Origin of the sequence: Streptomyces sp. NBC_00669 (assembly GCF_036226785.1) — a bacterium.
Classification (GTDB): Bacteria; Actinomycetota; Actinomycetes; order Streptomycetales; family Streptomycetaceae; genus Actinacidiphila.
Genome location: NZ_CP109018.1, coordinates 5,353,202 through 5,365,056, shown reverse-complemented (window position 1 = coordinate 5,365,056; position 11,855 = coordinate 5,353,202). Strand labels below are relative to the sequence as shown.

The following is an 11,855-nucleotide window of genomic DNA, read 5'->3' as shown; positions in this document are numbered from 1 at the left end:
GCCTGTTACAGCTCCGTGGCGCAACGCCACACGCGTCACGACAATCATCACAGGAAGATCGCCAACGGCCGCGCCGGGCCGCTCGGACGGAGCACGCAAGGGGGCCCGGGACAGAAAGGAGCCCGGGCGCGGGGAACGGGCCCGCGCCCGGGCCGACGTGCCGGAGCGGAACGGTCAGACCTGCATCTCCGCCGGCACCGCGGCCAGCGCCTCCTGGATCGCGGCGACCAGCGTGCGCGCGGACTCCGCGGTCAGCTCCAACGCCACCCGGGCGGAGGGCCCCTTGGCCGGATCGGCGAAGTCGACGTTCAGGGTGTGCTCGGCCATCGCGTGGACCGGGTGGTCGAAGTAGACGGTCACGTCGGTGACGTGGAACCACGGGCTGCCGGGACCCTTGGCGCTGCCGTCGACGACGTCCTTGACGGTGGTGTAGGTGCACATGGTCGGGTCAGCTCCGCTCGCCGCCGGCGAGGTGCCGGCCGTAGAACTCCTCGATCCGCTCCCAACCGTCGTTCGCCGCCGCGACGTTGTAGTTGGGGCGGTTCACCGCGAAGAAGCCGTGGCCGGCACCCGGGTAGGTGTGGAACTCGAAGGCCTTGTCCGACTCGGTGAGCAGGCGGCCGAGTTCGGCGACCTCGGCCGGGCCGGGGTGGGTGTCCTCATCGCCGAAGAGGCCGAGCAGCGGCGCCCCCAGGTCGGGGAGCCGGTCCACGAGGCTGGTGACCTTCATCGGGGAGCCCTCGGGCACCGGGCCGATGACGAAGGCGCCGTAGCAGTCCACCACCGCGTCCACGTCCGTGGCGCAGCCGGCGAGCACGGCCTGGCGGCCGCCCGAACAGTGCCCGATGACACCGACCTTGCCGTTGGAGGTGGGCAGCGCCCGCAGATACGCGGCGGCGCCGGCCACGTCGCCGATCAGCCGCTCGTCGGGCACACCGCCCTGCGCACGGGCCACGGCCGCCGCGTCGTCGGGGGCCGCGCCGGGGGCCTCCCGCGTGTAGAGGTTGGGGCAGACCGCGTCGTAGCCCGACTCGGCGAAGCGGCGGACCATCTCCTTCGTCTGCCGGTCGTATCCGGGCATGTGGTGGATGACGACGACACCGCCGCGGCGGGCGTCGCCCTCCGGACGGGCGAGGTACGCCTCGATCGCGTCGCCGCCGTGACCGGCGAGGGAGACGGTGGTCGCGGTCAGCGAGCCGGTGGAAGGTCCGGGGAGGGAATCGCTCATGGGCGTCAGCTATACCATAAGGCTGGACTGATCAGTTTATACTGAAGATCATGTCATCAACCGGCGGTCCTCCGACCGCGACCCCAGCACAGGAGCCGCCGCCGGACCCGCCGCCGCACCCGGCATCGGCCCTGACACCGGCTCAGAGTCCGGACCCGGCCCCCGCCGAGGCGCCGCCCAGCGGCCCGGCCCGTATCGCCACGGACCTGCGGGCCGCGCTCGGCCCGCTGACCCGGCGGCTGCGCACCGTCAAACCCGACGGCGAACTGACCTTGTCCCAGACCTCGGCGCTGGTGCTGCTGGACCGGGACGGCCCGGCCACCGCGTCGGAGCTGGCCGCGCGCGAGGGGATCAGGCCGCAGTCGATGTGCACGATCGTCGGGGTGCTGGCCGAACGCGGCCTGGTCTCCCGCGCGCAGGACCCGCGCGACGGCCGCCGGATCGTCGTATCGCTCACCGACAGCGGCCGCGACGGCCTGCACGGCGCCCGCCGCGAACGGGCCCGCCGGCTCACCCTCGCCATCGGCGAGGAACTGAGCCCGCGCGAGCAGGAGCAGTTGGCGGCCGCGATCCCCCTGCTGGAAAGGATCACCCGACGTGTCTGAGCAGCCGCCGTCCGGCAGTTCCCCCGGGGGACCCGGCCGAGGTCCGGGCGACGGTGCGGGAGGGGCCGCGGGAGGGACCGCGGGAGGCGGAGCCGGCGATGGCGGGAGCGGCGGCGGTCGGGGCAGCGGCGGTCGGAGCAGCGGCGGAGGCGGCCGTCCCCGCGGTCCCGGCGGCAGCACGGCCGCCACCGTCACCGCCGAGCCGTCCGGCCCCATGGGTGAACGCCCCGACCGCTACAAGTGGGTGGCGCTGTCCAACACCAGCCTCGGAATGTTCATGGCGACGGTGGACGCGTCGATCGTCATCATCTCGATGCCCGCGATCTTCCGCGGCATCCACCTCGACCCGTTCGCAGCCGGGAACATCACCTACCTGCTGTGGATGATCATGGGCTACCTGCTGGTCACCGCGGTGCTCGTGGTGAGCCTCGGGCGGCTGGGCGACATCGTCGGCCGGGTGAAGATCTACAACCTCGGCTTCGTCATCTTCACGCTCGCCTCCATCGCGCTCTCCTTCGACCCGGCGCACGGCACGCACGGCGCGCTGTGGCTGATCTGCTGGCGGATCGTCCAGGCGCTGGGCGGCTCGATGCTGATGGCAAACTCCGCGGCGATCCTCACCGACGCCTTCCCGGCCAGCCAGCGCGGCATGGCCCTCGGCATCAACCAGATCTCGGCGCTGTCCGGGCAGTTCATCGGACTGGTGCTCGGCGGGCTGCTGTCCGCGTGGGACTGGCGCGCGGTGTTCTGGGTGAACGTCCCCGTCGGCATCTTCGGCACCATCTGGGCGTACCGCTCGCTGCGGGAGATCTCCGCGCGCAACCCGGCGAAGATCGACTGGTGGGGCAACCTCACCTTCGCGCTGGGCTGCGGGCTGATCCTCGTCTCCATCACCTACGGCATCCAGCCCTACGGCGGACACACCATGGGGTGGACCAGCCCCAAGGTGCTCACCGGGCTGATCGGCGGCGCCGTGCTGCTGGTCGTGTTCGGGCTGATCGAGACCCGGGTGAAGCAGCCGATGTTCACCCTCCGGCTCTTCCGCAACCGGAGTTTCGCCGCGGGGAACGCCGCCGCGCTGCTCGCCTCCATCGCCCGCGGCGGGCTCCAGTTCATGCTGATCATCTGGCTACAGGGCATCTGGCTGCCGCTGCACGGCTACGCCTTCGAGGACGCGCCGCTGTGGGCGGGCATCTTCCTGCTGCCGCTGACCGCCGGGTTCCTGCTGGCCGGGCCGGTCTCCGGGACGCTCTCCGACCGGTTCGGGGTGCGCTGGTTCACCACCGGCGGGCTGCTGCTCTTCGGTGCCAGCTTCGTCGGTCTGCTCCTGCTGCCGATCGACTTCCCCTACTGGGCGTTCGCGCTGCTCATCCTGCTCAACGGGATGGGCTCGGGGATGTTCTCCGCGCCCAACACGTCCGCGATCATGTCGAGCGTGCCGGCCACGCACCGCGGGGCGGCCTCCGGGATGCGGTCCACGTTCCAGAACTCGGGGACGTCGCTGTCGATCGGCGTCTTCTTCTCGCTGCTGATCGTCGGGCTCGCGGACCGCCTGCCGAGCACGCTCCAGGCGGGGCTGCGGGCCCAGGGGGTGCCGGCGGGGGTCGCCCACCACGCGGCGACGCTCCCACCGGTGTCCACGGTGTTCTCGGCGTTCCTCGGGGTGAACCCGGTCGAGACGCTGCTGAAGCCCTCCGGGACGCTGGCGAAGCTGCCCGCGCACAACCGCGACGTCCTCACCGGGAAGGAGTTCTTCCCGAACCTCATCTCCTCGCCCTTCCACCACGGCCTGGTCATCGTCTTCGCGACCGCGGCCGGGATGTCCCTGCTCGCGGCCCTCGCCTCCGCGCTCCGCGGCACGCCGAGCAGCGCGGAGTAGCCGAAGCGGCGGGGAGCAGCCGAAGCGGCGGGGAGCACCCCACTTCACTTCGGCGGGCGGCGCCCGACACCCGCCGCCCGCCGCTTGCCGCTTGCCGCTTGCCGCCCGCGCGGCCCTAGTCCGTAGGGAGGTCGAGTGCGGCGAGGCGGTCGGGGTCGGCGAGCACGTGGATGTGGGTGATGCGGGAGTTCCGCACGGTGAAGGCGACGAGCGCCCGGGGGAAGCCGCCGGCCACCGTGAGGGTGCCCGGGGCGCCGTTGACGACGACCGGGCGCGGCGCGGCCCCCGCCCCGCGGAACAGCAGTGCCTGGCGGGCGACATCGGCGGCGCCGTGCACCTCCTGGGAGACGCCGCGCCCTCCCGCCCCGACGTCCGCGCGCAGCACGACCTCAGGGTCGAGCACGGCGACGAGCCCGTCGAAGTCGCCGTCCCGGGCGGCGGCGAGGAAGGCGTTCACCACCGCCCGCTGCCGGCCCGGATCGGGATCGGGCGTGGCCTCGGCGCCCTGGACGCGCCGCCGGGCCCGGCTGGCGAGTTGGCGCGCGGCGGCCGAGGTCCGGCCGACGACGGGCGCGATGTCGTCGAACGGCACGGCGAACATGTCGTGCAGCACGAACGCGAGGCGCTCGGCCGGGGCGAGGGTGTCCAGCACGACGAGCAGCGCCAGACCGACCGAGTCCGCGAGCAGCGCCTCCTGTTCCGGATCGAGGTCGTCCGCCGCGCTCACCAGCGGGTCGGGCACGTGCGTGTCCAGGGAGTCCTCGCGGCGCGCGGCACGCGAGCGCAGCATGTCGAGGCAGACCCGGGCGGTGACGGTGGTGAGCCAGCCGCCGAGGTTGTCGATGCCGTCGGGGTCGGTACGGTTCAGCCGCAGCCACGTCTCCTGCACCGCGTCGTCGGCCTCGCTGAAGGAGCCGAGCATGCGGTAGCCGACCGACCGCAGATGGGAGCGGTACTCCTCGAAGTGGCGGGCCAGCAGGTTCGCGTCGTCGCTGTCGTCGCTCGTCGTCAAAGGGTTCACACCTCTCTGACGGGACGGGCGGCGCGGATGTGACCGCCCCGCCCGTCCCCGCCGCCGCCGGCCACCGCTTCCCCGTCCATGCCCGGCATTGTGTCCCCTCCCGGCGCCGATCCCGTGGCACGACCGGCCGCCGGGCACGATCCGGGCCACCGCCGGGTACGGCCCGGGCCGCCGCGCTCAGGCCGAGGCCGCCACGGCAGGCCCCCGGTTCCGCCGGCGCACGGCCGCCGCCTGCGTGGCGAGCGTGAGCGTACGGGTCAGCGTCATCGCCACCGCCATCAGCAGCAGCGAGTCCGTGAGCGCGTCCACGGTGACCTGGTGGTGGATCATCCAGTGCCCGAGCTGCGCGGAGAACCAGTGCTCGGAACCGTAGGAGAAGGCCGCGCGGGCACCGATCACGGCGACCCACAGTCCCGCGTAGGCGACGCCGGTACGGCTGACCGGCTTTCCGGTGCGGGGGCTGGCATAGACGTGGGTGAGGCCGGCCGCGGCCAGCCCGGCGACGACCCCGGCGACGACGGCGACCAGTTCCATGCCGAGGCCGTCCCCATGGGTGGCGGGCGACGCGAGGAACAGCGGGACGATCGCGGCCGACGTCAACAGCGGCCGCAGGATGCGGAAGGCGCCGATCTTGCGGTGCGGCCCGAGGTCCGCCTCCAGGACGGCGAAGAGGACGACGGCGTTGATCACCATGGCTTGGGTGAGCGTGGACATGAGCGGAGTCCCTGTCTCGGAGTGCGCGGAGGTGGTTCGGGGTGGCCGGGGACGGTGGACGTGGTTCGGGGTGGTGGCGATGTCGGCCGGCTCGGCCTTGGAGCACCGGGCGCCGGGCGCCGGGCGCCGGGGGGGGTACGACCCGACCCCCACAGCGTCGGCTCCGCGCCGGTACGACCGCGCCGTAGCACGGGGCGATTCCCGGGGTGATCCGCGCCGCCCGCCCCTCACCCGGTCACCCCGTGCCTCACCCCTGGACGTCACCCCTGGACGTCACCCCGCGGCTCACCCCGCGGTGTGACGCCCGCGCGAGGCCGGCTCCGTAACGTCGCTGGTGGCAGGCCGGACCGGGCCGCCGCTGACCGGAGGAGCTTCCCGTGCTCGAGGTACTGGCCGTGATCGCGATCGTGGTCTACGTCATCGGCCGCCAACTGCTCGGCGAGTCGCTGCGCGGCAAGCGGGTGCTGCTGCTGCCCGCGATCCTGGTGGTGGTCGGGCTGACCCGGCTGGGCGGCGGAAGCCACCATGTGCGCCCGGTGGACGTGGCGTGCCTGGTCGCCAGTGGCGTGATCGCGGCGGCGATCGGCGCCGGGCAGGGCGCGATGATGCGGCTGGAGAACCGCGAAGGCGGCCTGTGGGGGCGGATGCCGCCGCGCAGCCTGCTGCTGTGGGCCGCCCTGGTCGGCTCCCGGGTGGCCATGACGGTCCTGGCGAGCGCGCTCGGCGCCCACGTGGCCGCCTCGACCGCACCGATCGTGCTGATGCTGGGCGTCAACCGGCTCGGCCAGGCCGCCCTCATCACCCGCCGCGCCCTGGCGATGGGCATCCCGTTCGCCCGCGAGAAGGACGGCTCGGTCTTCCTCTCCGACCAGCTCTCCGGCCTGGGCGCCCGCCTCACCGGCCAAGGCGGTCAGGGCGCTCAGGGCGGTCAGGGCGGTCACCCTCACCCCGGCCGCGACGGCGCCGACGACGGCCGGTACGACCCGTACGACGCTTACGGCCGGGACGACCGCTCCCGCCGCCGGGACACCTACGACCATGACCGGTACGACACGTACGACCGGGGCGACGCCGCCCGCCGTGACCGTACCGACCGCCGGGCCTCGCGGCGGTACCGGTGACATCGGCGCCCGCGGTCGCGCGCGGGAGCCGTACGGCGCTCCGCGGGCCGGGGGCCACCGGCCGGACGCACGGCTCGGGCGCCGAGCACGACCAGGGCTATCGTGCCGAGGTGCTGACTTCCGTGTCCTGGCTGATCCGGGCGGTCGCCTACGCCCTGTTCGGGGCCGACCTGTTCAGCCACCACTCGTACGGTCCGGTGGAACGTCCGGCGGTCGCGATCGCGTACGGCCTGTCCGGGGTGCTGCTCGTGCTGTGGGCGCTGCTGAACGTCGGCGACGGCGGCACCTCGGCGCAGCGGACGACCGTGCTGGCGCTGCTCGCGTCGGTCTCCGGCGCGGTGGCGGTGCAGCCGGGCGCGACCACGATCGTGGGCGTGGGCTTCATCGCCACGATCGACGCGGGCACCGGTATCCGGCGGGCCGAGGGCTGGTACGTGTTCGGCGCGGGGGCGCTGGCCGCGGAGGTCGGTCTGCTGTTCAGCAGCGCGGACCCGAAGGCCGCGCAGGGCGTCCCCCTGCTGTTCGCCTTCGCGCTGCTGGCGGGCTTCAACCGCCGTGCCTACCGGGTCCAGGCCGCGCAGAGCAAGGCGCTGCTCGACCAGGCGGAGCGGCTGCGCTCCGAGCAGCGCCGGGTCGCCGTGCTCGACGAACGCACCCGGATCGCCCGCGAGATCCACGACGTGCTCGCCCACTCGCTCGGCGCCCTCGGCATCCAGATCCAGGCCGCCCGCGCCCTGCTGACCGACCACCAGGACACCGACCGGGCGATCGACGTGCTCACCACCGCGCAGCGGATGGCCTCGGACGGGCTGTCCGAGACCCGCCGCGCGGTGCACGCCCTGCGCACCGACACCCCGCCGCTCGCCGAGGAACTGGCGCGGATGGCGGCCACCCACGAGCAACGGCACGGGAGTACGGTGACGCTGACCGTGGTCGGCGGCGCGGCGCCGCTGCCCCCGGACCAGGCGCTGGCCCTGGTGCGCACCGCACAGGAGTCGCTGACCAACGCCGCCAAGCACGCGCCGCACCGGCCCGTGACCGTCGATCTGCGCTACGGGGACCACGACGTGACACTGACCCTCACCAACCCGCTCGGCCGCGGCACCCCGCCGCCCGCCGAGCCGCCGCCGGACACACCGGACGGGCCGGACGCGCCGAACGCGCCGAACGCGCCGGGCGCTTCCCCGGCCGGGCGGGCCGCCGGCTTCTCCACCGTCGACGGCGGCTACGGCCTGACCGGGATGCGCGAGCGGCTGCTGCTGCTCGGCGGCACCCTCGACGCGGGTCCGGCGGAAGGTCGCTGGAACGTGACCGCGCGCGTGCCGAGGAACGGGCGGGCAACGGCGTGAACCCCACTCCCCCGGCGACCGGAGAACCCGCCCTGCGGGTGGTGATCGCGGACGACCAGGCCGCCGTGCGCGAAGGGCTGGTGCTGTTGCTGGACCTGCTGCCGGGTATCGACGTGGTCGGCTCGGCGGCCGACGGAAGGCAGGCGCTCGCGGTGGTCGCCGAACAGCAGCCGGACGCGATCCTGTTGGACCTGCACATGCCGGTGATGGACGGCATCGAGGCCACCCGCCGGCTCACCGCCGAACACCCGGACGTGGCCATCGTGGTGCTCACCACCTACGCGGACGACCGGTCGGTGCTGGAGACGCTCCGGGCGGGCGCGCGCAGCTACCTCACCAAGGACGCGGACCGGCTGCACATCGCGCAGACGCTGCGCAGCGCCACCGCCGGCCTGACGGTGCTGCACCCGCAGGTGCAGGCCACGCTGCTGGCCGCCGCCGAACCCGACCGGGGGACGGACGCCGGCGCCAGGGCGACGTTCGGTGACCCGGCGGGTTCCGGCCCGAACTCCGTCGCCGAGCCGGCCCCTCGCCCCGAACTCCCGGACGGGCTGACCCGGCGTGAGGCCGAGATCCTGGCGCTGATCGCCCGCGGCCGGAACAACGCCGAGATCGCCGGCGAACTCTTCCTCAGCGGCAACACCATCAAGACCCACATCAACCGGATCTTCGCCAAGACCGGCTCCCGCGACCGCGCCGCCGCCACCCGCTACGCCCAGCGGCACGGCCTGGACTGACCGGCTGAAGAGACCGCCCGGCCCGGCCGCCCGCGGCCCGACACACCTGCCCCGACCGCCTGCTTGACGGCCTTTCCGGCCGCCGCCTCGCCCTCGACACACACGTGGGCGGCCCCTCCGGTGACGGAGAGGTCGCCCGCGCTTCTCTTCGTGCTCTGGTACTTCCTGGTGTCCGGTGGAGCGTCAGCCCGTCAGCTACGGACCCTCCGCTTCATCAGGCCCAGGCCCATCGTGGCCAGCCCAAGCAGGATGGCAACACCACCGACAATCGCGTTGTTCACGATCGCCTTGTGGATGTCGGCGTGGCCCGACACCGCCCAAGGAGCCGCTATCGTCCATGCGCCGATCGCAATCGCGACCCAGCCGAGTCCGTGGGTCCGCTCCAGGACGGAGCCGAACCCCATGGCCAGCACGGCCAGTGCGATACCCACCACCAGGTTGGTGACCCGCAGGCTGGTGAGGCCGGTGAAGCCCACCACCCAAGGCGAGATGGCCAGGTACAGACCGGTGAGGAGGCACAGACCCTCGATCAGGCCGGCCATCGGCTTGTCCGACACCGCGGCATACCGGTCCCGCAGGGACATGATGTCCGGGTGTTCCTCGATGGTGGAGCGCGTCGACGGAGAAGTCGGCGAATGGCTCGAATCGGTGGCCATGTAAGCCACCTCCCTTTCGCAAGAGCAGTCGCTTCTGACGCCGGATGTCCTTCGGTTCTCCATTCCGAAGCTGCCGCATCCTTACTCAGAGTAAAACTCCTGGCAGCCTTGTGGCCACCCGACGCCTGGACGGTTTGCCCGCATTGGCGGTTCTTTCGTCCCTCTACCCATGCACGGGGGGTCGAACACTCCCCAAATCCGCCCCAATCGCATGTTTTGCGATATTCGCGGCCGCCGCGCCGTCAGCCGCGGCCGGCTCCCTGTCCTGGGCCGATGCCATCGGCGCCGCGTCCACCAGCATGGCGGCGGCCTCGCGGGCGACGGACGCGGCCGTGGGGTCGTGGTCCATCTTGGAGCTGAAGGTGGCGCCGTCGTAGAGGAGGTGCAACTGGCGGGCGAGACCCTCCGGGTCGGCGACTCCCACCTCCGCGGCGAGCTCGGCGAACAGCGCGCGCATCCAGGCGCGGTACTCGTCGGACGCCTGCTCGACGGAGCCGCCGCGCGGCGCCTCGGCGCTGGCCGCGGCGAACGCGCACCCGTTGTAGCCCGGCGAGGTGATCAGCTCGCCCTGCGCGTCGAACATGCCGAGCAGCCGCTCGCGCGGGGTGCGGAAGCGGGTCAGCACCCGGGTGATCCGGTCGACGTTCCGCTCGCGCCGGTAGTCCAGGTACGCCCGGACCAGGCCCTCCTTGCTGCCGTAGCAGTTGTAGAGGGACGCCTTGGCCACGCCGGCGTGCTCGATGACGCGATCGATGCCGACCGACTGCACGCCCTCCGCGTAGAACAACTCGTTGGCGGCCAGCAGCAGGCGCTCCCGCGCGGAGATCTTCGGCGCCTTGGACGCCTTCGCGGGCACCCCGGGCACGGAACTCTGCACCATCCCGATCACCTCTCAGACAACCCTGTCTAGTCTAACGCGGGCACCGTATCGGAGATATGACTCGGAAACGGGGATTCGACTCGGAGCCAGACCCTAGGGCACCCACTAGCTCTCCCGCACCGCCTGGGGAGCGCGGCGGCCGAGCAGCAGCCCGACGAGCGCCACCGCGGACAGCAGGATCACCGCGGCGCCGTACTCCCGCACGGTGTCCAGCAGACCGCCGCCGTGGACGACCAGGACGCCGGCGATCACCGCGGGCACCCCCATGCCGAGGTAGGAGACCACGTACAACAGCGAGAGCACGCCGGCCCGTTCGTGCGGCTGCACCAGCGGGAGCACCAGGCGTATGCCGCCCTGGAAGCCGGCCCCGAAGCCGAACCCGGCCACCGCGCTGCCGGCGAAGAAGCCGACCTCGGAACCGGTGCCGCCCGCGCCCGAACCGATGGACAGCACCGTGACGGCGACGCCGACGATCAGAGCGCTCACCCCGCTCACCATCACCGTGCGGGTCGGCGTCTCACGCAGCAGCGGCACCGACAGCGCGGCGGCGCCGGCCAGCACGAACAGGCCCAGCCCGCCGTAGACCACCGAGTCGGAGTGCACCAGGCGGCTGGTGATCGCCGGACCGAGCGAGCCGTAGAAGCCGGCCAGCGACCAGACCGCGAAGAGCACCGGCGCGGCGACCGCGATCGAACCGCGGGCGGCGCGGGGCAGCTTGATCTCGGGAACCATGCTGGCCAAGGCGCCCGGCTTGCGGGTCACCGGCTCCTTGAGCGCGGTCACCCCGAGCGCCTGGAGGGCGAAGACGCCGAGCAGCAGGTAGTAGACGAGGTGGGTCGGCGCGGGCAGGAACCGCACCACCAGCCCGGAGGCGAGGGCGCCCACCGCGGTGCCGATCGGCGGCGCGAAGGAGTTGGCGACCGAGCCCTTGATCCGGTCGATGTCGAGCAGGCCGGCGCCTATCGCACCGAGCGCGGCGCCCGTCGCGACCCCCTGGACCACCCGGCCGGCCATCAGCACGTCGACCCCGCCGGCGGTGGCGAACACCACCATCGCGGCCGCCTGCGCGGCGAGCGCGACGAACAGCACGGGCTTGCGGCCTATGTGGTCGGAGATCTTGCCGAAGACCAGCAGCGACACCAGCACCGCCACCGCGTAGACCCCGAAGACGATGGTGGTGGTGATCGGCGAGAAGCCCCACTCGCCCTGGTACACCGCGTAGAGCGGGGTCGGGGCGCTGGAGGCGGCGAGCAGGGAGACGATGATCGAGGCGAGCAGGATCAGCGCGGCGGTGGGGCCGAGACTGCGGCCTCCCGCGGAGGCGGGGGCGGGGCCGGCAGGGCCGACGGCACCGGCGATGCCGGGGGCGCCCGAAGGCGCGGACCTCGTCGTGCGCCTTCGGCGGGCGACGGCCTCACTGGCCGGGGGGACGGGCATGGCTGCTCCCTCGATGGATGATTGAACAGACCTGTCTACTTCGGATTTCTGATGCTAGACAGACAGGTCTACCCAAGTCAAGCCGAGGTTTGTCCTCCATCCGAGTGGTGACCCGTCGGGGGAGGCTGGGTGGGGACCGGGCGGGGCCGGGGCCGGGGGCGAAGGGCAAGCCGCAGCAGCGAGGAGGGCGCCGTGGCCGCATCGGACACCTCGGGTACTCCGGACACC

Annotated in this window: 12 protein-coding genes; 5 read left to right on the top strand and 7 right to left on the bottom strand. The window is 72.9% G+C overall.

Annotation, left to right across the window (positions count from 1 at the left end; genetic code table 11):
* Nucleotides 1–174: 174 nt before the first annotated feature.
* Both OG896_RS22475 and OG896_RS22470 read right to left on the bottom strand, forming a co-directional pair.
* On the bottom strand, nucleotides 175–441 hold the full coding sequence (locus OG896_RS22475) for a DUF6295 family protein (RefSeq protein WP_329368047.1): 267 nt from the start codon (nucleotides 439–441) through the stop codon (nucleotides 175–177).
* A 7-nt stretch (nucleotides 442–448) separates the two neighbouring features.
* A complete protein-coding gene (locus OG896_RS22470) occupies nucleotides 449–1,228 on the bottom strand; it encodes a dienelactone hydrolase family protein (protein ID WP_329368046.1) in 780 nt (259 codons plus the stop codon).
* 50 nt (nucleotides 1,229–1,278) lie between these two features.
* Here OG896_RS22470 and OG896_RS22465 point away from each other — a divergent pair, with 50 nt between their 5' ends.
* Nucleotides 1,279–1,833, top strand: coding sequence for a MarR family winged helix-turn-helix transcriptional regulator (locus OG896_RS22465; protein WP_329368044.1), 555 nt, complete (start codon nucleotides 1,279–1,281; stop codon nucleotides 1,831–1,833).
* A 214-nt stretch (nucleotides 1,834–2,047) separates the two neighbouring features.
* On the top strand, nucleotides 2,048–3,712 hold the full coding sequence (locus OG896_RS22460; RefSeq protein ID WP_329368042.1) for an MFS transporter: 1,665 nt from the start codon (nucleotides 2,048–2,050) through the stop codon (nucleotides 3,710–3,712).
* A 115-nt stretch (nucleotides 3,713–3,827) separates the two neighbouring features.
* Here the strand turns inward: OG896_RS22460 and OG896_RS22455 are convergent, their stop codons facing one another.
* Together OG896_RS22455 and OG896_RS22450 are read right to left on the bottom strand one after the other, a co-directional pair.
* Complete coding sequence (locus tag OG896_RS22455; RefSeq protein ID WP_329368040.1) at nucleotides 3,828–4,724, bottom strand: sigma-70 family RNA polymerase sigma factor; 897 nt, start codon at nucleotides 4,722–4,724, stop codon at nucleotides 3,828–3,830.
* Nucleotides 4,725–4,910: 186 nt separating this feature from the next.
* On the bottom strand, nucleotides 4,911–5,447 hold the full coding sequence (locus tag OG896_RS22450) for a hypothetical protein (RefSeq protein WP_329368038.1): 537 nt from the start codon (nucleotides 5,445–5,447) through the stop codon (nucleotides 4,911–4,913).
* 377 nt (nucleotides 5,448–5,824) lie between these two features.
* On the opposite strand from OG896_RS22450, the gene OG896_RS22445 reads away from it, so the two are divergent.
* From OG896_RS22445 to OG896_RS22435, 3 genes are all read left to right on the top strand, one after another.
* Nucleotides 5,825–6,568 (top strand): hypothetical protein, encoded by a 744-nt coding sequence (locus OG896_RS22445; protein WP_329368036.1) that lies wholly within the window; start codon nucleotides 5,825–5,827, stop codon nucleotides 6,566–6,568.
* A 110-nt stretch (nucleotides 6,569–6,678) separates the two neighbouring features.
* Nucleotides 6,679–7,917, top strand: coding sequence for a sensor histidine kinase (locus OG896_RS22440; protein WP_329368034.1), 1,239 nt, complete (start codon nucleotides 6,679–6,681; stop codon nucleotides 7,915–7,917).
* A complete protein-coding gene (locus OG896_RS22435; protein WP_329368032.1) occupies nucleotides 7,914–8,654 on the top strand; it encodes a response regulator transcription factor in 741 nt (246 codons plus the stop codon). Before OG896_RS22440 ends, OG896_RS22435 begins: the two co-directional genes overlap by 4 nt.
* Nucleotides 8,655–8,845: 191 nt before the next feature.
* Here the strand turns inward: OG896_RS22435 and OG896_RS22430 are convergent, their stop codons facing one another.
* The 3 genes from OG896_RS22430 to OG896_RS22420 form a co-directional block, all read right to left on the bottom strand.
* Complete coding sequence (locus tag OG896_RS22430) at nucleotides 8,846–9,310, bottom strand: SPW repeat protein (protein ID WP_329368030.1); 465 nt, start codon at nucleotides 9,308–9,310, stop codon at nucleotides 8,846–8,848.
* A gap of 163 nt (nucleotides 9,311–9,473) precedes the next feature.
* Nucleotides 9,474–10,190, bottom strand: coding sequence for a TetR/AcrR family transcriptional regulator (locus tag OG896_RS22425; protein ID WP_329368028.1), 717 nt, complete (start codon nucleotides 10,188–10,190; stop codon nucleotides 9,474–9,476).
* Between the two features lie 105 nt (nucleotides 10,191–10,295).
* The gene (locus OG896_RS22420) at nucleotides 10,296–11,627 is read right to left on the bottom strand and encodes an MFS transporter (protein ID WP_329368026.1); all 1,332 of its coding nucleotides are present in this window, start codon (nucleotides 11,625–11,627) and stop codon (nucleotides 10,296–10,298) included.
* Nucleotides 11,628–11,855: the final 228 nt, after the last annotated feature.